This window comes from Streptomyces sp. NPDC001903 (genome assembly GCF_042891345.1).
In the GTDB taxonomy this organism is placed as follows: Bacteria; Actinomycetota; Actinomycetes; order Streptomycetales; family Streptomycetaceae; genus Streptomyces.
In genome coordinates this window covers 37,491-58,118 of sequence record NZ_JBIASZ010000017.1, presented here as the reverse complement: position 1 = coordinate 58,118, position 20,628 = coordinate 37,491, and the positions used below count along the sequence as shown (strand labels likewise).

Below are 20,628 nucleotides of genomic sequence, written 5' to 3'. Positions count from 1 at the left end.
CCCGTCCCGCGGGTCCCCCGCCCGCCGTTCACCCACACGTTTCGCAATCACGCACTGAAGGAAGCCCCATGCTGCGCATCGCCGTCCCCAACAAGGGTTCACTCTCCGGAGCGGCGTCGGCGATGCTCCATGAGGCCGGCTACCGCCAGCGCAAGGAGTCCAAGGAGCTCGTGGTCCTCGACCCCGAGAACGGCGTGGAGTTCTTCTACCTCCGCCCCAAGGACATCGCGATCTACGTCGCCTCGGGCAAGCTCGACATCGGCATCACCGGCCGTGACCTGCTGCTCGACTCCGGCGCCAGCGCGGAGGAGATCCTCGCGCTGAACTTCGGCCGCTCGACCTTCCGCTACGCCACCAGGCCCGGCACCGCGAAGGGCCCCGAGGACTTCACCGGGATGACGATCGCGACCTCGTACGAGGGAATCGTCGCCAAGCACCTCGCCGAGCAGGGCATCGACGCCTCCGTCGTACACCTGGACGGCGCGGTCGAGACCGCCATCCAGCTCGGCGTCGCCCAGATCATCGCGGACGTCGTCGAGACCGGCACCAGCCTGCGCAACGCCGGCCTGGAGGTCATCGGCGAGCCGATCCTCACCTCCGAGGCCGTGGTCATCCGCCGCAACGGCGCCGACGCCGAGAACCCGCAGGCCCAGCAGTTCCTGCGGCGCCTCCAGGGCGTCCTGGTGGCCCGCAGCTACGTGATGATGGACTACGACTGCCGCGCCGAGCACCTCGAGCGGGCCGTGGCCCTCACCCCGGGCCTGGAGTCGCCGACCATCTCCCCGCTGCACAACGAGGGCTGGGTCGCCGTCCGCGCGATGGTCCCGGCCAAGGAAGCGCAGCGGATCATGGACGACCTGTACGAGCTGGGCGCGCGCGCGATCCTCACCACCTCGATCCACGCCTGCCGTCTCTGACCCGTACGTCCTTCCGATCCGTACGCCCCCTCCCGAAGGCATCTCCCGCATCATGGCCGAGTCCGCCGCCCAGCCCGCCCTGCCCGCCCTGCCGGTCACCTTCCGGCCGACCCGTACCCGGGCCGTCCTGCTGGGCGTCGGGCTCGCCATGTTCGCCACCATCACGGCGATCGCCCTGCTGCTGGAGAACCTCGGCCCGGGCGAGCGGCTCAGCTTCATCTTCACCGCCGTCCTGCTGTCGTCCGTACTCGTCCTGCTCAGCCGCCCCAAGGTGGTCGCGGACGAGGCGGGCGTCACCGTCGTGAACCTGACCAACACCCGCCGCCTGGAGTGGGCGCAGATCCTGCGCGTCAACCTCCGCCCCGGCGACCCGTGGGTGTTCCTGGACCTCAGCGACGGTACGAGCCTGCCCGCCCTCGGCATCCAGCCGGGCGTGGCCAAGCAGCAGGCCATCGGCGACGCCCGCGCGCTGCGCGCGCTCGCCGAGGCCCGGGGAACCGGGCCGCACCACCACTGAGCCGCCCGCCGCGCGCACGTCCGAACGGCGCATCCCGGCCGACGCTGCCCGAACAAGCGGCGAACAGCCGTGGAACGGGCCTCGAACAGGGCTCGTGCGGGCCTTGAGCGGCTCTCGGACGAAGCACCGGAGCCGCAGCCGACCGCTGCGTCCCATTGCGGCGGCGATCTCAGTGACTACCCTGGTGGCGGGGCGCACCCGTACGCCCTCCCACCGGCCCCGGGACCCCGAGGCCCGCGGGCACCTGCGACTTGAGGAGTGACTCCCTCCAGCAATGGACGGATCGTCCGGTAGTACCCGCGCCGCCCTCCCCACGGAGGCGGCGGCATGACCATCCCGCTACTTCTGCTCGGGGCGGCATTCGCCCTGATCCTCGCCAACGGCTTCTTCGTGGCGGCCGAATTCGGCCTCGTCACCGTGGAACGGCCCGAGGCCGAACGCGCCGCAGCCGAAGGCGACCGCCGTGCCCGCACGGTGGTCGAGGCCCTGAAGGAGCTCTCCTTCCAGCTCTCGGGCACCCAGCTCGGCATCACCATCACCTCCCTCGTGGTCGGCATGCTCGCCGAACCGGCCCTCGCCGGACTGCTGGCCGGGCCGATCGCGGCCACCGGCCTGCCCGCGGGGGCCGTGTCCGGCGTCGCCGTCTTCATCGGCATGCTGCTCGCCTCCGCCGTCCAGATGGTCGTCGGCGAGCTCGTCCCGAAGAACTGGGCCGTCTCCCGGCCGCTTCAGGTGGCACGGTTCGTGGCCGGCCCGCAGCAGGTCTTCTCCCGGGCCTTCCGGCCCGTCATCGCCGCTCTCAACGCCGTCGCCAACCGTCTCGTACGGGCGCTCGGCGTGGAGCCGGCCGAGGAGATGGCCTCCGCACGCACCCCCGGCGAACTGGTCTCCCTGGTCCGCCATTCGGCCCAGGCCGGCGCCCTCGAACAGGACACCGCCGACCTCTTCGTGCGGACCCTCTCCCTGGGCGAGCTCACGGCCCAGCACGTCATGACCCCCCGGGTGAAGGTCAGCGCCCTCCAGCACACGGCCACCGCGGCCGACGTGCTGAACCTGACCCGCGCCACCGGGCTGTCCCGGTTCCCGGTCTACCGGGAGCGCATCGACGAGGTCACCGGCGTCGTCCACCTCAAGGACGCCCTCGCCGTGCCCGAGTCCGAGCGCGCCCGCACCACCGTGAGCCGGATCTGCGTGGCCCCGCTGCTGGTGCCCGGCTCCCTGCCGGTGCAGCCGCTGCTGGAGCGGCTGCGCAGCGAGCAGCCCATGGCCGTCGTCGTCGACGAGTACGGCGGCACGGCCGGGGTGGTCACCCTGGAGGACATCGTGGAGGAGCTCGTGGGCGAGGTCCGCGACGAGCACGACCTCGCCGAGGACGAGAGCCCCGAACTGGCCGCCGTGCCCGCCGAGGACGGCCGCCCCTCCTGGGAGGCCGACGGCAGCTGCCGGGTGCACACCCTGCGCCGGATAGGCCTGGAGGTGCCCGAAGGCCCGTACGAGACCGTCGCCGGTCTCGTCGCGGATCTGCTCGGCCGGATCCCCGCCCCCGGGGACCGCGCCGAACTGCCCGGCTGGAGGCTGTCCGTCCGCCAGGTCGGCCGCAACCGCGCCGAGCGCGTCCGGCTGGTCCGGCTGGGCGCCGTCCCCGCCGCCGCGCACGGGACCGGCCCCGAGGCCGCCCGCGCCACCGTCCGGATCGACGCGGGCGCCGCACGCACCGGGCCCGGCCGCCAGGCCTCCCCGGACGGCCGCTCGCCGCAGCCGGCCCAGTCGGCCCAGCTGGAAGGCGCCGGCCGATGAACGCCCTCCAACTGCTGTTCGCCCTGCTCCTGGTCCTGGCCAATGGTTTCTTCGTCGGTGCCGAGTTCGCGCTCGTCTCCGTACGGCGCAGCCAGATCGAACCACTGGCCAAGGAGTCCAAGCGGGCCCGCCAGGTGCTGTACGGGCTGGAGAACCTGCCGCGCATGATGGCGGCGGCCCAGTTCGGCATCACCATCTGCTCCCTGACCCTCGGCGCGGTCGCCGAGCCGACGGTGGCCCGTCTGCTGGAGCCGCTCTTCCACGCGGCGCACATCCCGCAGGGCATGATCCACCCGCTGGGCTACGCGGTGGCGCTCGCCGCCGTCGTCTTCCTGCACCTGGTCATCGGCGAGATGGTGCCCAAGAACCTCGCCATGGCCGCGCCCGAGAAGACCGCCCTCTGGTTCAGCCCGGGCCTGGTGGCCTTCGCCCGGCTGTGCGGCCCCGTCACCAGTGCGCTCGGCTCCTGCGCGCACGTGGTGCTCCGCCTGTTCAAGGTGGAGCCCAAGGACGAGGTCGAGGCCGTCTACACCAGTGCCCAGCTCGGCCGGCTCGTCGAGGACTCCCGGCAGGCCGGGCTCCTGGAGCCGGGCGAGCAGGAGCGCCTGGAGGACGCCCTGGAGCTGGGCAGCCGCCCGGTCACCGACGTCCTGCTCGCCCGGGACCGGCTCGTCACGGTCGGCCCCTCGGCGACCCCGCGCCAGATCGAGCAGCTCACCGTCCGCACCGGCTACTCCCGCTTCCCGGTCCGCTCCGAGAACGGCGCCTTCATGGGCTACGTGCACGTGAAGGACGTACTGGACCTGGAGGACCGGGAGCGGGCCGTGCCCCAGCGGGTCTGGCGGCGGATGACCACCCTGTCCGCCACCCTCCCGCTGGACGACGCGCTCAGCGTCATGCGCCGGGACGCCACCCATCTGGCCCAGGTCGCCGACCCGGCCGGCCGGGTGCTGGGCCTGGTCGCCCTGGAGGACGTCCTGGAGATGCTGGTCGGCGAGGTACGCGATCCCGCGCACCGCGTCCCGGCCCGCCGCCCGGGCCCCCGGCAGACGAGCGCCGCGGGCCAGAAGGGACTTTGACGACACCCCCTGCCGCCCCGCGGAACCCCGCGGGGCGGCAGCGCTACATCGGCGGCGGCTCGGGCCGGTCCCGGTCCTGCGGACCGCGGCCCGACAGGACCTCCCCGTACGCCTGCATCAGGTCCGGCAGCCGCAGCGTCGCCAGGTCCTCCCGGGAGGGCTCGCCGGGGAAGCCCGCCAGCCGCAGGTCCCGGTACGCGCAGCTCTTCTCGTACAGGGTGCGCAGGAAGCGGCCGTTGCCCAGCTCGTCGATCCAGCCCTGCTCCACCACGTGCCCGCTGATGCTGCGCAGCTCCTCCAGGGCCTCCGCGTCCCAGCAGTCCCCGTTCGCGTCCGCCAGCACCCCGCCGATCGCGGTCAGCTCCAGCGGCCGGTAGCTCGGGAAGTCCACCCGGGTCGTGAACCGCGAGGACAGCCCCGGATTTGCGGCCAGCAGCCGGTCCATCCCGGCGGGATAGCCGGCCAGGATCACCACCAGGTGGTCCCGGTTGTCCTCCGCCCGCTTCAGCAGCACCTGGAGCGCCTCGTCCCCGTACGCGTCGCCCTTGCTGTACCCGGTGTTGGAGAGGCTGTACGCCTCGTCCACGAACAGCACCCCGCCGATCGCGGAATCGATCAGCTCGTTCGCCTTCACCGCGGTCTGCCCGAGGAACTCGCCCACCAGGTCCGCCCGTTGGGCCTCCACCAGATGGTCCCCGCCCAGCAGCCCGAGCGCGTAGAAGACCCGGCCCAGGATCCGCGCCACCGTGGTCTTGCCCGTCCCCGACGGTCCGGAGAAGACGAAATGCCGCTTCGGGGGCTGCACCGGCAGCCCCTGCCCGGCCCGCAGCCGGGCCATGTGCAGCTGCGCGGAGAGCGCCTTCACCTGCCGTTTCACCGGCTCCAGCCCCACCATGCGCTCCAGCTCCGCCAGGGCCTCGGCGAGCAGCGCCGGATCGGCCGGCCCGGCCGGCAGCCCCCCGGGCGCGGCCTGCGGCGGGACCGCCACCTTGCGGCGCGCGCCCTCCACCCGGCCCGTGCCCGGTCCGCCCGGAGCCCCGAACCGCGGATCAGGATCGGGGGCGATCAGCGGGTCCGGCTCCGCCTGCCCGTCCGCCGCGATGTCCTGGACGGGGCCGCCGCCGAGGGCCACGGCCGCGAAGTCCCCGCCGACCGGCGAGAGATCGTGGCCCGCGTACCCCTCGTAGCCGGACGCGGCGTATCCGGCGTATCCGTCGGCCCCGTCGACGTAGTCGCTGTCCTCGATCGCCGTCAGCCGGGCCGCCGTGTCCATGAACGCCGGATCCACCCGGTGCACCGCCCGGTACAGCGGCAGCGCCGCCGCGCTGCGCCCGGTACCCTCGTGGGCCCGCGCCAGCCAGTACCGCAGCTCCTTGCGCTGCGGCTGCTCGCTGCGGCACCGCATCAGCGCCGCCGAGAGCATGGGCTCGGCCTGTCCGTACATCTCCAGGCGGACCCGGGCCATCCCGCCGAACAGGCCCGCCTCGATGCCCAGCAGGGGATCGTCCACCAGCGGCTCGGTGTGCCGCACCAGCTGCTCCCAGTCCTTGACCAGGTAGGCCCGGCAGGCGTGCAGGAACCGCACCTGCGCATCGGTGTCCACCGGCGGCAGTGCGGCCAGTGCCTGGTCGAGCTCGGGGACGTGCCGGCCGTCCAGCCAGTGCGAGGCGTGGGCCAGCAGGAGGTCCCGCCGGCTCTCCAGCACCGGCTGCACCCACCAGCCGAGCCAGTACCAGGAGTTCAGCGTCCGCCGGTGGCGGGCCCGCTGCTCTCCGAAGCGGTCGCGGTGGGCGTACATGCGCAATAAGGCGTTGGTGGTGTCCACCCGGAGCGCGTGCAGGCCCAGCCATGCGTCGGCCATCGAGGGATCCAGTCGTACGGCCGCCCGGAACTCCTCCTCGGCCTGCGGATAGGCGCCCATGGTGCAGGCATCCACCCCGCGCAGCCAGGCGAGTTCGGCCGGGGCGTGCGTGCCCGGCGTGCCGAAATCCATCACATCCCCCACAAGCCTGCCCCCGTGGTGCACAGCAACCCCCGCGTCGCGCCCGCGAGTTGTCCACTGCGCCGATGAAATCAGGGATGCATCGTACCTGCGGCCAAGCACCATACGTAGGGTGCGGCGGGCACCGGTCGGAGGCGCACCAGGGGCGCGCGAGGTGACGCAGGGTGAAGATTTCGGGGAGATCGGGCCCGCGCGGCACCGGCGGAAAGCCGGCCCGGGGCAGAACGAAGCCCCCGATCACGGGGGAACAATCGGGGGCTTCGCGTCCGCTGCGGCCTGGAAAGACCGCGCATTCAGAACGTAAGGCCGGTGCGGGGCCCAGGTCAAGCACGTCGGTGCGGGCCCGCGCGAGCGGACTTCCCGAGCGGCTCAGGCCCGGGGGAATCCGTCACCTTCTGTAAGGGAAGAGGCCCTTCCGGAGGTCGCATCCGCCCCGGAAGTCCACTCGTATCCCGTACCGCTCTGGCGTACCAAAGTGTCGGCGAAGGGGCGCGAAGGATCATCCGCGAAGTGTGCGAGCTCCGCGCGCTCCCATCCGTCCCAGAAGTCGGAAAGTTCACGCCCGTCCCGATTTCGCCCGCGCCCCCAGGACTGCGCGCGGGGGGTCTCCATCCACAGCAGTCGCGCCAGATGCGGGCGCAGCGCCCGCCGTCCGGCCCCGACCCCCTCGATCAGCACGACCGGAACCGGCTCCAGCACCCGCTCGGGGCCGAACCGGCGCTCCACCCAGTCGTACGGGGCCCAGTGCGCCGGCCGCCCTGCGGCGAGCGGCTCCAGCACCTGCGCGCGCAGCCGCTCCGGCCACTCGAAGAGCTCCTCGTGCGTGGCCACGTCGTCCAGGTGCAGCACGGGAGCCCCGCCCAGCGCCTGCGCGAGCCGCCCGGCGAAGGTGCTCTTCCCGGAGCCGGCGTGCCCGTCGATTCCGATCAGCCGGACCGGGCCCAGAGACGGGGGCAGGGCGGCGAGTTCGTACGCGAGTGACTGAAGTGACTGCTGAGGCTCCACCCGGCCAGAGTAGGGCCCTGACCTGCCCCGGTGCCGCGTCACCCCGACACGGGGTCGTGGCTTCGGCTCCCGGCGGGCGGGAACTGGAAGGGTGGAGCCTTGCACCAGCGCACCGACCCCTGGGGGCCACGCCGATGACCGCACCCACACCACGCCGTGCCCTGCTGGCCGTAGCGCTCGCGGCGGCCGCGGTGGCCACCGTCCCGGGCGGCCGCGCCTCCGCCGCCGGCGGGACGCCCCCGGCCGGCACCGGCCCGGCCGGGGCGGGAGAAGCGGAAGCCGCGGCCGCGGCCCCCGCCAAGACCGTCGACAACCGGTTCTGGTACTCGTACGCGCACTGGCGGGCCGGCGCCCACCGCGGAACCACCGCCCTCGCCGGCGCCCGCCCCGGCCTGGTGATCGACACCCCGGCCGGCCGCACCGAGTACACCGACCCGCACACCGCGAAGAAGAGCACCTGGGAATACGCGGTCTGGACCTCCCCGGTGCACTCCTCCGGTGTGCCCGGCACCGAGGCCATCGCCTCCTGGAACGCCCACACCCCGGCCGGCACGTGGATCCAGATCGAGCTGCGCGCCACGTACGGCGGCGGAACCGCCACCCCCTGGTACGTGATGGGCCGCTGGGCCTCCGGCGACGGCGACATCCGCCGCACCTCCGTGGACGGCCAGACCGACGGCAAGACCACCGTGTGGACCGACACCCTCGCCGTCGACGCCCCCGCGAAGGCGGACGGCGTGCGGATCGCGCACTGGCAGCTGCGCCTGACCCTCCACCGCAAGCCCGGCGCCGCCCAGGGGCCGACGGTCTGGCTGGCCGGAGCCATGGTCTCCGACGTCCCGGACCGGTTCACGGTCCCGGCGTCCCTCCCGGCGCGCACGGCGCACGAGCTGAAGGTCCCCCGGTACTCGCAGGAGGTCCACAAGGGCCGGTACCCGCAGTACGACAACGGCGGCGAGGCCTGGTGCAGCCCCACCTCCTCCCAGATGACCATCGAGTACTGGGGCCGCAGGCCCAGCGCCGGGGAGCTGGCCTGGGTCGATGCCCGCTACCCCGACCCGCAGGTCTGCCACGCGGCCCGGTCCACGTACGACAGTGCGTACAAGGGATGCGGCAACTGGCCCTTCAACGCCGCGTACGCGGCCACGTACGCCGACCTGGCCGGGGTCGTCACCCGCCTGCGCTCCCTCGCCGACCTGGAGGTCCTGATCCGGTCGGGCATCCCGGTGATCACCTCGCAGTCCTTCCGGACGGAGGAGCTCACGGGCGCGGGCTACGGCACCGCGGGCCACCTCATGACCGTCGTCGGCTTCACCGCCGCCGGGGACGTGATCGCCAACGACCCGAACTCGCCCGACAACGCGTCCGTCCGCCGCGTGTACAAGCGCCGCGAGTGGGAAAATGCCTGGTTGCGAACAAAGCGTCACAACTCGTCCGGAAAGGTGGCGTCGGGCTCCGGTGGCATCTGCTATCTGTACGCCCCGGCCCGCCCGAGCGTCGTCCAGATCGCGGCCCTGCGGGCGGTGGGAGTGCTGTGATCGCAGTGCCGGAAATTCCCGTTGACCGCAGGCACAGATAAGCGGAACATAAAGGCGTAAAGGGCATATAAAGGCTTCTACAGGAGGCGGCCCGCCATGACCACCCACAGCATCGAACACCACCCCGACCTCGCCGAGATGCGCTCCCGGTTCGAGCGGGTCACCAGCACCCCCGCCGCGCAGGCCGTGGAGGCACTGGCCCTCATCACGGGCCTGTACCTGGCGGCCTCGCCCTGGATCGCCGGGTTCAGCGGACTCGGTCCGCTGGCGATCAACAACCTGATCGCCGGTGTGGCGTACTGCCTGTGCATGAGCGGACTCGGCTCCGCTTACGAACGCACCCACGCGATGGCCTGGACGGCGGTCGCCATCGGAGCCTGGACGATCGTGGCTCCGTGGGTCATCGCCGGTGACGTCAGCACGACCCGCAGCGTGGTCAGCAACGTCATCACCGGCGGCGTCGCCCTGCTGCTCGCGCTCGCCATGGCGGGCATGGCGGGCCGCAACCGCGCCACCTGACCCGCGTACGCGCCGGGCCCCGACCGCGATCCGGCCGGGGCCCGGCGACATGCCGGGGCGCGTGATACGCGCCACGCGTGACGATCGTCTCTACCGCGAAAGCCGCGAACGCTGTCACATTGGACGGCATGACCGCATACAGCCCCTCCCTCACCGCCCGCGCCCGGAACCTCGTCCGGACCGGTGGCCCCAAGGACCACTCCAAGTGGCTTGAGCACGTGCTCGGCTGGACGCTGGTGGTCGTCGTCGCCATGTTCGTCACTCAGGTCGGCTGGCTCTGACCTGCGGATCTGAGGGCCCGCGGGTCTGAGGTCCGCGGACCGGGCCTACGAGGCCTCCAGCCGCAGGCCGTCCGTGACGATCAGGTCCGAGGTGACCAGCGCCTGCTCCGCGCTGACCCGGGTCATGAAGACGAACGGCGGGATCACCGGGGGAGCGGGCAGCCCGTCGGGGCTGAACGTGACGCACAGCAGCCCTTCGATGCAGCCGCTGAACCTCGTCAGGTACAAGGTCACATTGCCCCGTAGCTCCAGGGACGTGGCGGCGAGCCCGTACTCCTCGCGGCCGTCGCGGGTGCGCAGCCGGTAGTCGGCCAGTGAGGCCGCGCGCATCCTGAGCACCATCACCCTCAGCGGCCCGTCGGCCGTCGCGACCTCGGTGACCCCCGCGAAGGCGAAGCCCTGCGGGGCGAAGAGCGAGGTGGTGACCATCGGTGGAGTCCGGGGGGCCGTTGGCGCCCCGGGGGGCGGCCCCGCCGCCCTGGCCGGCGGGGCGCCCATCGCCAGGGCGGCCACCAGCAGCACCGGCAGTACGGCGGCGAGAGCCGGGGGACCGGTGCCGCGCGGCCCGCTCCGGTACGCGTCCCGCCCGTCCGCGGCCGCGCGGGGCGCCTCGTCCGGCACCGGCGTCCACCCGAAGGCCAGCGCACTCCCGGCGATCCCGAGCAGCATGCCGACCAGGAACCCGCCCAGGTTGGTCGCCAGGAACGACAGCACCGACAGCAGCAGGGCGTGGACGGAGACGTACGCCCGCGCCTGCGGCAGGAACCACAGGAACAGGCCCGCCACGACGAGCGCGGCGCCGATCCCGATCGCCGCGATCCCGCCGAGCCCCAGGCTCACCAGCACGGTCAGCGGGGAGAGCGGGACCAGCAGCAGCTCGGCCCCGCCCAGGATGACCAGCAGCCCGCCCCAGAAGGGCCGGGTCCTGCGCCAGGCGCGCAGCCGCCGCCGCTGCAGCGGAAGCGGGAGCCGCAGCGGAAGCGGGAGCCGCAGTCCCGGCCGGGGGCGGCTCAGAAGCACTTCTTGCCGTCCAGGCCGACGCTCACCCGCATGCCCTTGAGGCGGAAGTTCCCGCCGGTCGCGGACCAGGCGTGCGACTTCACCCCGACGACCTCGATGTCCCCGGCCTGGAGGCCGAACTTCCCGGGCTCCCCCTTGACCCCGTCCACCCGGTCGAGGGTCGAGGCGTCCCGGCCGATCTGCGCCGTGCCGAAGGTCGCGTCGCCGTCGAGGTCCTCGCCGTCGATGACGAGATTGCTCGCCGTGACCTCCCCGGCCGGACCGCCGGCCGTCAGCTTGAAGACCACCGTGCCCAGCGGGGTGTCCACCTCGGCCGCCTGGCAGATGTCGGTGAGCGTGGCCTCGCCGATGCCGAGCAGCGCGACCGGATGCCCCTTGCCGTCGACGGAGCGGTCCGTCTGCACGTACGAGGCCAGGCCCTTGCTGCTCAGCTTCGAGGAGGAGACCTGGAAGCTGGTCCCCGAGACGGCGAACGAGGCCGCGAGCGCGCCCTGCGCCATGACCACGGCCATCGCCCCGACCGCGAGGACCGCGGGTACCGCGACGGCGGCCGACTTCCGCCAGCGGACCCGGCCTTCGCGCCTGCCGGCCGTGGGGCGGGCCGGCTCCGTACCGCCGCCCGTACCGCCGTCCGTACCTCCGGCCGTGCCTCTGTTCGTACTCATGGAAGTGCCTCCCGTACGTCGTCCGTGCGCAGGGGAAGTGCATGAGGCAGGTCTGCCATACTGCGGGCATCCTGTGGCAGTTCGAGGCTAGGGCCGAATTTGAATAATAGTCAACAGCGGGGTGCGAGCGAACGTTCGCAGGTCCGCAGGGCCGAACTCATAGCGACCGGGCGCAAGTTGTTCGCCGACACCTCGTACGACGCGCTCTCCATGGACGACATCGCCAAACAGGCTGGCGTCGCCAAGGGGTTGATCTACTACTACTTCAAGAGCAAGCGCGGCTACTACCTCGCCATCGTCGAGGACTCGGTGGCCGAGCTCGTCGCCCGCGCCGCCGGGGAACCGGACCTGCCCAAGGCGGAGCGGGTGCGCCGCACCATCGAGGGCTACCTCCACTACGCCGAGCACCACCAGGCCGCCTACCGCACCATCGTCACCGGGGGCGTGGGCTCCGACGCAGAGGTGCTCGCGATCCGCGACGCGGTGCGCGAGGAGCTGGTGGCCACCATCGCCGAGGGCGCGTACGGGCGCCGGGCCGTGCCGCCGCTGGCCCGGCTCGCGCTGGTGGGCTGGCTCTCCGGGGTCGAGGGGACCACGCTGGAGTGGATCGGCGCCCTGGCGGCGGATGCCCAGGCGGATCCCGGTGCGGACGGCGATCCGGAATCCGCCGCGCGGCAGCCCGACCGGGACCGGCTCGGCGCCCTCCTCGTCCGCCAGCTGCGCGCGACGCTGACCGTGATCGGGGAGTTCGTTCCGGAATGTCCGCCGCCACCGCTGCCCGAAGAGGCGTTCGAGGCGGCAGGTGATCTTGCCCCAGTGACGGGACGACCCTGATCGGGCATACTCAAGCCGCCCGCAGCCACTGATCTGCCGCTTCCGTGATCCGGGAGGGCAGTATCGGCTGTGAGAAGCACCGAGACCCGGCGGCCCGTCCCACACCTCACGTGCCGCCGCCGTGCCCGATGAGGGAGGAGAGCGCCGCCATGACTGACCGCGCCCCGCAGCCGGTGGACCGTCAGCTGCCCACCGAGGAGTCCCGGGATCTCCTCGCGCTCGTACGAGAGATCGCCCAGCGGGAGATCCGCCCCGTGGCCGCCGACGAGGAGGAGGCCGGGACCTTCCCGCGCGCGATCTTCACCCTCCTGTCCGAGGCCGGCCTGCTCGGTCTCCCGTACGCCGGCGAGTACGGCGGCGGCGAGCAGCCGTACGAGGTCTACCTCCAGGTCCTGGAGGAGCTCGCGGCGGCCCGCCTGACCGTCGGGCTCGGCGTCAGCGTCCACTCCCTGGCCTGCCACGGCCTGGCCGGATACGGCACGCAGGAGCAGCAGAAGGCCCACCTGCCCGCCATGCTCGGCGGCGGCCTGCTCGGGGCGTACTGCCTCTCGGAGCCCGCCTCGGGCTCCGACGCCGCCTCGCTGACCACCAAGGCCGTGCGTGAGGCTGGGGGAGACTGGATCATCACCGGCACCAAGGCGTGGATCACCCACGGCGGGGTCGCCGACTTCTACACCGTCCTGGCGCGCACCGGCGGGGAGGGCCCCAAGGGCATCACCGCCTTCCTGGTGCCCGGCGACGCGGAGGGCCTGACGGCCGCCGTCCCCGAGAAGAAGATGGGCATGAAGGGCTCGCCCACCGCCCAGCTGCACTTCGACGGAGTCCGCGTCCCGGACACCCGCCGCATCGGCGAGGAGGGGCAGGGCTTCACCATCGCGCTGGCCGCCCTGGACGCGGGCCGCCTGGGCATCGCCGCCTGCGCCATCGGCGTCGCGCAGGCCGCCCTGGACGAGGCCCTCGCGTACGCCCTGGACCGCAAGCAGTTCGGGCACCCCATCGCGGACTTCCAGGGCCTGCGCTTCATGCTCGCCGACATGGCGACCAAGATCGAGGCCGGCCGGGCGCTGTACCTGGCGGCGGCGCGGCTGCGCGACGCGGGCAAGCCGTTCTCCCGCCAGGCGGCGATGGCCAAGCTGTTCTGCACGGACGCCGCGATGGCCGTCACCACGGATGCCGTCCAGGTCCTCGGCGGCTACGGCTACACCGCGGACTTCCCGGTGGAGCGCCTGATGCGCGAGGCGAAGGTGCTCCAGATCGTCGAGGGCACCAACCAGATCCAGCGGATGGTCATCGCCCGCCACCTGGCGGGCCCGGAGTCGCGTTGACGGCGGGCTTGGTCCTGGAGGTGCGCCCGGCCCTGGCCGACGCGGAACTGAACGAGCTGTTCGGCGCGGCCTGGCCGGGCCACCGGACGGCCTCGTTCGGGCCGGTCCTGGAGCGCAGCACCGCCTGGATCACCGCCCGCCGCGGCGGCCGCCTGGTCGGCTACGTCAACGTCGCGGGCGACGGCGGCGCGCACGCCTTCATCCTGGACACCACCGTCCACCCGGACGAACGCCGCCGCGGACTCGGGGTCCGGCTGGTCCGGGCCGCCGCCGACGCGGCCCGCGCGTCCGGGGCGCAGTGGCTGCACGTGGACTACGAGCCGCACCTGGAGCCCTTCTACGCCCGCTGCGGCTTCCGCCCGACCGCGGCCGGACTCCTCCCGCTCTAGGGGGTGTCGTCAAAGTCCCTTCTGGCCCCGCCCTCACGGGCGGACGAAGCTACTTTGACGACACCCCCTGGCGGGCGCTCTTCCCGGCACCCGCTAGTACCGGTCGTCCCCGACGGGCAGGGGCTTCGCGTCGTGGTTGACGAAGAGGTCCTGGCGCGCGGCGGGGTGGTCGGCCGGCGGGGCGTTGGACACCGCGTTGTAGCTGATCAGGGCGAGGGTGCGGGCGTGCGTCGAGCGGTTCGGGCCCGAGCTGTGCACCAGGTTGCCGTGGAAGAAGACCACCGTGCCGGCCGGGCCGGTGGCCTCGTGCACGCCCCGGGTGCGGGCCAGCTCCTCGGTCGAGGGGTCCGGGAGCGCGTAGGCGTTCCGGCTCGACGTGATCCGGGCCCACGGGCCCTCGCCCGCTCCGCCGTCGGTGCCCCCGTCGTCCCCGGCGGGCGCGGCCGGCGCCGGCCGGTCGGTGTGCGTGCCCGGGATCAGGCGCAGCGGCCCGTTCTCCTCGGTGACCGCGTCGAGGAACACGGCGGCGGTGAGCGCCGCAGGGCGCCGCATCCCGTCGGCGGCCCGCCAGAAGTCGAAGTCCCGGTGCCACTGCCAGCGGTCGCCGCGCCGGGCCGCCTTCGGATTGACCTTCCACTGGTACACGTACATCTCCTCGCCGAGGAGCAGCCGGGCCAGCGCGGTCAGCGGCGAGGCCTCGGCCAGCGCCTGCCAGGGACCGCCTCTGCGGTGGAGCCCGTAGACGGCGCGCACGGTCGTCCCGTCCTCCTCGAAGAACCGCTGCGGTCCCTCCTCGGCGAGTACGGAGGGCAGTTCCGCGGTGAGGGGAGCCCATATCTCGTGCGGGGTCATCGGGGGTACGACGACAAAGCCGTCGCGCCGGTATTCGGCCAGGAGCCGCTTCGGGTCCGTCATGCGCCCAGGGTGCAGCCCGGCCCGGGTGCGCAGGAGGCGGCACGGGGAGCGCACAGGGAGTGCGCCGGGTCATTTCCGGCCGCTCCCCGCGGGCCGCCGCCTACTGGCCGCCGCCGTAGAGAGGGCCCGACGGCCAGATGGGGGAGGTCGCGACCCGGGACCACTCCGGATCGCGGCGGCCCGGCAGGGTGCGCCCGTCGGCGGCCCAACGGGCCAGCAGCGCATGGTAGATCGGGGGGTCCGGCTGCCGCTGCGGAACCGATTCTTCATGGCGCGGAACCGATTCTTCGTGCCCAGGCGGCGCCGGACGCCGACGGCGTCCCGTTCTTGTCCCAGGGGTTTCGAGTGTGGTCATACCGGGCCAACGCGCCACCCGACGCGCGGGTAACCGCCCCCGCCCTGCGGGTATCCGTTCGAGATGTCCCCGGCGCCGCGCGCCGGGGCGCTCGGGAGCGCCTGCGAGTGGCCAGACGTGCCGGGCTGTCAGGGAGTGCCAGAACTCTGGCCCCGGAGCCGGTATCTGACGTACCGTCATATCCGCCCGAGCCCGCTGCCGCCAGGAGGCTTGCCATGCCCGCGGACCGCCCCGTACCCCTCGACGAATACCCCGTCCACCAGGCCCCCTTGTCGATGAAGCACCTCGTCACCGGCGACCGGAACGCCTACGACCGCTGCATCTTCCACGTCTTCGACCACGCCGGCCGCGCCGTCCTCATCCTCGGCCTCGGCGTCTACCCCAACGCCGGGGTCATCGACGCCTACGCCACCCTCCGCACGGGCGACGAACTGCTCGCCGTCCGCGCTTCCGACGCCCTCACCGACGACCGCATGAACCTCTCCGTCGGACCGCTGCGGATCACCGTCGACGAACCCCTGAAGCGGATCTCCCTCCGGTGCGAGGCCGACCCCGCCGACCCCGGCGGGCTCTCGTACGACATCACCTGGACCGCCGAGTTCCCCGCCGTGTGGGAGCCCCACCACGTCCAGCGGCGCGGCGACCGCCTCATGCTCGAAGGCCGCCGCTTCGTCCAGGCCGGCCACGTCACCGGAACCCTCCGGGCCAAGGGGGAGGAGTACGCCCTCACCCCCGGAGAGTGGACCGGCACCCGCGACCGCAGCTGGGGCGTGCGCCCCATCCCCGGCGAGGAGGGCGGCCGCGCCGCCGAGGAGCACCGGCCCGAGGGCTTCCACTGGCTCTGGATCCCCGTCCGCTTCGAGGACCGCTTCCTCATGGTCATCGCCCAGGAGGAGGCCGACGGCCACCGCACCCTCAGCGAAGCCGTCCAGGTCTTCCCCGAGGACAGCGGCCGGGGAGACGTACAACTCGGCTGGCCCCAGACCGAGATCCGCTACCGCTCCGGCACCCGCCACCCCGAGAGCGCCGTCGTCCACCTCGCCGACCCGGCCCGCAAACCCCTCGAACTCGGCGTCGAGATCCTGAACTCCTCCCCGCTCGCCGTCGGCGCCGGCTACCCGCCCGCCGCCGACTGGCAGCACGGCACCTGGCAGGGCCGCGGCTGGACCGACCGCCGCGTCTACGACCTCTCCGACCCCGCCGCCCACCCCATGGCCGCCTTCGGCGTCACCGACCACTCCGCCCGGTTCACCCTCGAAGGGCGCACCGGCTTCGGCATCTTCGAGCACGGCAGCTTCGGCCGCCACGACCCGAGCGGCTTCACCGACTACGGCTCCGTCGCCCCGTAGCGGCGCACCCGGCGGCGCCCGCGGCGGCGTCCCGTACCCGAGCCAAGAGAAGGAACGGAGAAGTCATGGCAGCACCGGCACCACGCCCGCGCACCTCCACCCGCGAACCCGAGGAACTCGGCCGGCGCCTCGCCGCCTGGCTCCACACAGAGCTCCCCGGCGCCCAGGTCACGGGCGTACGCGTCCCCGCGTCCAACGGAATGTCCAGCGAGACCCTGCTCTTCGACATAGACCACCCCGACACCCCGGTCCGCGCCTGCGCCCTGCGGCTCGCCGCCGACCCGGCCGCCTACACGGTGTTCCCCACGTACGACATGCCCCGCCAGCACCGCGTGATGAGCCTGGTCGGCGCCCACACCGACCTGCCCGTCCCGCGCGTGCTGTGGCTGGAGCGGGACCCCGGGCCGCTCGGCGCGCCCTTCTTCGTCATGGCCCGCGCCGAGGGCCGGGTCCCGCCCGACGTCATGCCCTACACGTACGAGGGGAACTGGCTGCACGCCGCGAGCGACTCCGAACGCGCCGAGCTCCAAGAGGCGAGCATCTCCCTGCTGGCCCGGCTGCACGACCAGTTCCCCGCCAAGGAGGCCGAGTTCCTCCTCCCCGAGGGCGCCGGCAGCCCGCTGCGCCGCCACGTCGACGCCCAACGCGCCTACTACGCCTGGGTGGTCGACGGACTCGCACCGTCCCCGCTGCTGGAGCGCGCCTTCGAACGCCTGGAGGAGCTGTGGCCCGCGGACGAGGGCCCGGCCGTCCTCAACTGGGGCGACGCCCGCATCGGCAACGTGGTCTACCGGGCCGACGGGTTCGAACCCGTCGCCGTCCTGGACTGGGAGATGGCCGCGTACGCCCCGCGCGAGGTCGACCTCGGCTGGACCGTGTACCTCCACCGCTTCTTCCAGGACCTGACCGTCGGCTTCGGCCAGAGCGGCCTGCCGGACTTCCTGCGCCGCGACGACCTGGAGCGCCGGTACGCCGAGCTCACCGGGCACACCCCGCGCGACATGGAGTTCCACACCCTGTACGCGGCCCTGCGGCACGGGATCGTGATGCTGCGCATCGCCTACCGGCAGGCACACTTCGGGGAGGTCGAGATCCCCGCGGATCCGGACGGCCTGATCCTGCACCACGCCAGCCTCCGGGCGATGGTGCAGGGCACGTACTGGTAGACGTCCGGCACGGGCGGCCGGAAGGCCGTCGCTCAGGCGGCCTGCGCGTGCTGCCGCATCTGCGGCAGCAGCGTCGGCGCCGGCATCCGCACGGGACGCGAGCCGGGACCGCCGACGTGCGAGAACGGCTGCGTCCGCCAGTCCAGACCCTGCGGCAGGTCCAGCAGCACGACCTCGAGCTCCTGGGGCTCGCCCTGGCCCATGCCCACCGTCGGCAGCGCGTCGGAGGCCGGGCGGCCCGTGCCCGCGCACACCGTGAGCCCGAACGGGTTCCACGGGGTCAGGCAGAGCGCGTGCTCCGGCAGGTACTCCTCGTCGGCGACGAGGGCGATCGACTGGCCGCAGTCGGGGCAGATCGCGTGGTGGATCTCGAAGCCGTCGAACCCGTCGGCGTCTTCGAGGTACTCACCGTCCTCGGCATCGAAGAATTCCAGGGGCTCCGGCTCGGTGCGACCGGCGCGCTTGGTGTTCTGCATGGATGTACTCCCCCTTGGGTGGGCCGGGCGGGCAGTTTCCACAGCCTCGGCCACAGCAAGCACTTCCCGCCGCGCGGCACGAGTAACCACAACATCCCTGCGTACGCCTGCATACCCCTGTGGCCTTGGTCACATGCCCGCCGCAGGTGCCACTTGTGGGCGGACAGCACTGTGCCTGGAGCGCCCTTGGGCCTTAGGTTGAGCGGCTATGAGCGCAATGGAGGAGCTGGACCGCCAGATCGTGGATCTGCTCGTACGGGACGGGCGGATGAGCTACACGGATCTGGGCAAGGCCACGGGACTGTCCACTTCGGCCGTCCACCAGCGAGTACGCCGTCTGGAACAGCGCGGAGTGATCCGCGGATACGCGGCCGTCGTCGACCCCGAAGCCGTCGGGCTGCCCCTGACGGCCTTCATCTCGGTGAAGCCCTTCGACCCGAGCGCGCCGGACGACATCGCCGACCGGCTGGCCGGCGTACCGGAGATCGAGGCGTGCCACAGCGTCGCCGGCGACGAGAACTACATCCTGAAGGTCCGCGTCGCGACCCCGCTGGAGCTGGAGGACCTCCTGAGCCGCCTGCGCGCCCTGGCCCACGTCTCGACCCGCACCACGGTGGTCCTCTCCACCCCGTACGAGGCACGTCCGCCCCGGGTGTGACGGCTTTTCGGCCGCGTATCCGCGGGGGCGCGGTCGAAGCGGGGCCGGGGACCCGCGAGACTGACTGCATGACCGACCGCACCGCCAGTTCCGCCGAAGCCGCCGGAGCCCCCGCATCCGAACGGACCGTTCTCCTGCGCGGGGGCGAGGTACACAGCCCCGCCGACCCCTTCGCCACCGCGATGGTCGTCGAACGGGGACACATCGCCTGGGTGGGCTCCGAAGGCGCCGCGGACGCCTTCGCGCAGGGCGTCGACGAGGTCGTCGACCTCGGCGGGGCGCTCGTCACCCCCGCCTTCACCGACGCGCACGTCCACACCACCTCCGCCGGCCTCGCCCTCACCGGGCTCGACCTCACCGGCGCCGCCTCCCTCGCCGACGCCCTGGACCTCGTCCGCGCGTACGCCGGGCGCCGTCCCGCCGACCGGGTGCTCCTCGGCCACGGCTGGGACGCCTCCCGCTGGCCCGAGCGGCGCGCCCCCCGCCGCGAGGAGCTCGACGAGGCCGCCGCCGGCCGCCCGCTCTACCTCAGCCGCATCGACGTGCACTCCGCCGTGGTCACCACCGCGCTGCTGGACCTCGTACCGGCCGTCTCCGTGCGCGGTGACGAGCCGCTGACCCGCGAGGACCACCACGCCGTCCGCCGGGCCGCGCTCGCCGCCGTCACCCCCGCCCAGCGCGCCGAGGCGCAGCGGGCCGCCCTCGACCGGGCCGCCTCCCTCGGCATCGGCTCCGTCCACGAGTGCGGCGGCCCCGACATCTCCTCCGCCGAGGACTTCGCGGACCTCCTGAACCTCGCCCGCGAGCGCCCCGGCCCCCGCGTCTTCGGCTACTGGGCGGACCGGGACCTCGAACAGGCCAAGGCGCTCGGCGCCATCGGGGCCGCGGGCGACCTCTTCGTGGACGGCGCCCTCGGCTCCCACACCGCCTGCCTGCACGCCCCCTACGCCGACGCGGGCCACACCGGCACCGGCTACCTCGACGCCGCCGAGGTGGCCGAGCACGTCGCCGCCTGCACCGAGGCGGGCCTCCAGGCCGGCTTCCACGCCATCGGCGACGCCGCCCTCACCGCCGTCGTGGAGGGCGTGCGCGCCGCCGCCGAGAAGGTCGGCCTCGCCCGCGTCCGCGCCGCCCGGCACCGCGTCGAGCATGCCGAGATGATGACCCCGGCCACGATCGCAGCCTTCGCGGACCTCGGCCTCACCGCCTCCGTGCAGCCCGCCTTCGACGCGGCCTGGGGCGGCGAGGACGGCATGTACGCCGACCGGCTCGGCGTGGAGCGGGCCCGGACGCTCAACCCCTTCGCGGCCCTGCTCAAGGCCGGTGTGCCGCTGGCCTTCGGCTCCGACGCCCCCGTGACCCCCTTCGACCCCTGGGGCACCGTCCGGGCGGCCGCCTTCCACCGCACCCCCGAGCACCGGATCTCCGTACGGGCCGCCTTCACGGCCCACACCCGGGGCGGCTGGCGCGCCCTCGGCCGCGACGGCGCGGGCGTGCTCGTCCCCGGCGCACCCGCCGACTACGCGCTGTGGGAGACCGCCGAACTGGTGGTCCAGGCCCCCGACGACCGGGTCGCCCGCTGGTCCACGGACCCCCGTTCGGGCACCCCCGGGCTGCCCGACCTCACCCCCGGCGGCGATCTGCCGGTGTGCCTCGCCACCGTCGTCGGCGGGCGGGAGGTATTCGTACGGCCACAGGGGTGATCCGGTCGGCCTCGGTTCGGTACCGGCGCTTCGACCCGGATAGGTTCGGCCGGGTCCACCACCGGACGTCCGCACCGGGCGGTTCCGTCAGCTCAGCGCGCCCGCGCCTCGGGGGCGA

20 protein-coding genes are annotated in these 20,628 nt (G+C 73.3%); 14 read left to right on the top strand and 6 right to left on the bottom strand.

Annotation, left to right across the window (positions count from 1 at the left end; translation table 11 throughout):
- Positions 1-68: 68 nt before the first annotated feature.
- The 4 genes from hisG (at position 69) to ACFYZS_RS30840 (ending at position 4,310) form a co-directional block, all read left to right on the top strand.
- Positions 69-917: an ATP phosphoribosyltransferase gene (hisG, locus tag ACFYZS_RS30855; protein WP_389019644.1), complete on the top strand. Its 849-nt coding sequence runs from the start codon at positions 69-71 to the stop codon at positions 915-917.
- 52 nt (positions 918-969) lie between these two features.
- Complete coding sequence (locus ACFYZS_RS30850) at positions 970-1,434, top strand: PH domain-containing protein (protein WP_389019641.1); 465 nt, start codon at positions 970-972, stop codon at positions 1,432-1,434.
- Between the two features lie 327 nt (positions 1,435-1,761).
- The gene (locus tag ACFYZS_RS30845) at positions 1,762-3,231 is read left to right on the top strand and encodes a hemolysin family protein (protein ID WP_389019639.1); all 1,470 of its coding nucleotides are present in this window, start codon (positions 1,762-1,764) and stop codon (positions 3,229-3,231) included.
- The gene (locus tag ACFYZS_RS30840; RefSeq protein ID WP_389019636.1) at positions 3,228-4,310 is read left to right on the top strand and encodes a hemolysin family protein; all 1,083 of its coding nucleotides are present in this window, start codon (positions 3,228-3,230) and stop codon (positions 4,308-4,310) included. Before ACFYZS_RS30845 ends, ACFYZS_RS30840 begins: the two co-directional genes overlap by 4 nt.
- Before the next feature lie 43 nt (positions 4,311-4,353).
- Here ACFYZS_RS30840 and ACFYZS_RS30835 read toward each other — a convergent pair whose 3' ends face one another.
- On the bottom strand, positions 4,354-6,303 hold the full coding sequence (locus ACFYZS_RS30835; RefSeq protein ID WP_389019633.1) for an AAA family ATPase: 1,950 nt from the start codon (positions 6,301-6,303) through the stop codon (positions 4,354-4,356).
- A 378-nt stretch (positions 6,304-6,681) separates the two neighbouring features.
- Entirely contained in the window at positions 6,682-7,317 is a 636-nt protein-coding gene (locus ACFYZS_RS30830) for a uridine kinase (RefSeq protein WP_389019630.1), read from the bottom strand.
- A gap of 134 nt (positions 7,318-7,451) precedes the next feature.
- On the opposite strand from ACFYZS_RS30830, the gene ACFYZS_RS30825 reads away from it, so the two are divergent.
- From ACFYZS_RS30825 to ACFYZS_RS30815, 3 genes are all read left to right on the top strand, one after another.
- Positions 7,452-8,855 (top strand): peptidase C39 family protein, encoded by a 1,404-nt coding sequence (locus ACFYZS_RS30825; RefSeq protein ID WP_389019627.1) that lies wholly within the window; start codon positions 7,452-7,454, stop codon positions 8,853-8,855.
- 96 nt (positions 8,856-8,951) lie between these two features.
- Complete coding sequence (locus ACFYZS_RS30820) at positions 8,952-9,374, top strand: SPW repeat protein (protein ID WP_389019624.1); 423 nt, start codon at positions 8,952-8,954, stop codon at positions 9,372-9,374.
- Positions 9,375-9,502: 128 nt separating this feature from the next.
- Positions 9,503-9,655 (top strand): SCO1431 family membrane protein, encoded by a 153-nt coding sequence (locus ACFYZS_RS30815; protein ID WP_389019622.1) that lies wholly within the window; start codon positions 9,503-9,505, stop codon positions 9,653-9,655.
- 45 nt (positions 9,656-9,700) lie between these two features.
- On the opposite strand, the gene ACFYZS_RS30810 is transcribed toward ACFYZS_RS30815, so the two are convergent.
- A complete protein-coding gene (locus tag ACFYZS_RS30810) occupies positions 9,701-10,675 on the bottom strand; it encodes a DUF6114 domain-containing protein (protein ID WP_389019619.1) in 975 nt (324 codons plus the stop codon).
- Positions 10,666-11,187 carry a DUF6230 family protein gene (locus ACFYZS_RS30805; protein WP_389019932.1) on the bottom strand — a complete coding sequence of 174 codons (522 nt, stop codon included), beginning with the start codon at positions 11,185-11,187 and terminating at the stop codon, positions 10,666-10,668. Before ACFYZS_RS30805 ends, ACFYZS_RS30810 begins: the two co-directional genes overlap by 10 nt.
- A 252-nt stretch (positions 11,188-11,439) precedes the next feature.
- Between ACFYZS_RS30805 and ACFYZS_RS30800 the strand changes: the two genes are divergently transcribed.
- The 3 genes from ACFYZS_RS30800 to ACFYZS_RS30790 all read left to right on the top strand — a co-directional run bounded on the left by ACFYZS_RS30800 (position 11,440) and on the right by ACFYZS_RS30790 (position 13,888).
- On the top strand, positions 11,440-12,174 hold the full coding sequence (locus ACFYZS_RS30800; RefSeq protein ID WP_389019616.1) for a TetR/AcrR family transcriptional regulator: 735 nt from the start codon (positions 11,440-11,442) through the stop codon (positions 12,172-12,174).
- Positions 12,175-12,323: 149 nt separating this feature from the next.
- The gene (locus tag ACFYZS_RS30795) at positions 12,324-13,499 is read left to right on the top strand and encodes an acyl-CoA dehydrogenase family protein (RefSeq protein ID WP_389019613.1); all 1,176 of its coding nucleotides are present in this window, start codon (positions 12,324-12,326) and stop codon (positions 13,497-13,499) included.
- Complete coding sequence (locus tag ACFYZS_RS30790; RefSeq protein WP_389019610.1) at positions 13,496-13,888, top strand: GNAT family N-acetyltransferase; 393 nt, start codon at positions 13,496-13,498, stop codon at positions 13,886-13,888. The genes ACFYZS_RS30795 and ACFYZS_RS30790 overlap by 4 nt, the downstream gene beginning before the upstream one ends.
- Before the next feature lie 93 nt (positions 13,889-13,981).
- Here ACFYZS_RS30790 and ACFYZS_RS30785 read toward each other — a convergent pair whose 3' ends face one another.
- A complete protein-coding gene (locus ACFYZS_RS30785) occupies positions 13,982-14,803 on the bottom strand; it encodes a phytanoyl-CoA dioxygenase family protein (protein ID WP_389019607.1) in 822 nt (273 codons plus the stop codon).
- A gap of 570 nt (positions 14,804-15,373) precedes the next feature.
- On the opposite strand from ACFYZS_RS30785, the gene ACFYZS_RS30780 reads away from it, so the two are divergent.
- Both ACFYZS_RS30780 and ACFYZS_RS30775 read left to right on the top strand, forming a co-directional pair.
- Positions 15,374-16,507, top strand: a complete 1,134-nt coding sequence (locus ACFYZS_RS30780; RefSeq protein ID WP_389019604.1) for a hypothetical protein — start codon at positions 15,374-15,376, stop codon at positions 16,505-16,507.
- A 65-nt stretch (positions 16,508-16,572) separates the two neighbouring features.
- Positions 16,573-17,673, top strand: coding sequence for a phosphotransferase family protein (locus tag ACFYZS_RS30775; protein WP_389019602.1), 1,101 nt, complete (start codon positions 16,573-16,575; stop codon positions 17,671-17,673).
- 32 nt (positions 17,674-17,705) lie between these two features.
- Here the strand turns inward: ACFYZS_RS30775 and ACFYZS_RS30770 are convergent, their stop codons facing one another.
- Positions 17,706-18,149 carry a hypothetical protein gene (locus tag ACFYZS_RS30770; protein ID WP_389019598.1) on the bottom strand — a complete coding sequence of 148 codons (444 nt, stop codon included), beginning with the start codon at positions 18,147-18,149 and terminating at the stop codon, positions 17,706-17,708.
- Between the two features lie 217 nt (positions 18,150-18,366).
- Between ACFYZS_RS30770 and ACFYZS_RS30765 the strand changes: the two genes are divergently transcribed.
- Positions 18,367-18,807 (top strand): Lrp/AsnC family transcriptional regulator, encoded by a 441-nt coding sequence (locus ACFYZS_RS30765; protein ID WP_030162595.1) that lies wholly within the window; start codon positions 18,367-18,369, stop codon positions 18,805-18,807.
- 68 nt (positions 18,808-18,875) lie between these two features.
- Complete coding sequence (locus ACFYZS_RS30760; protein WP_389019595.1) at positions 18,876-20,510, top strand: amidohydrolase; 1,635 nt, start codon at positions 18,876-18,878, stop codon at positions 20,508-20,510.
- Positions 20,511-20,628 lie beyond the last annotated feature (118 nt).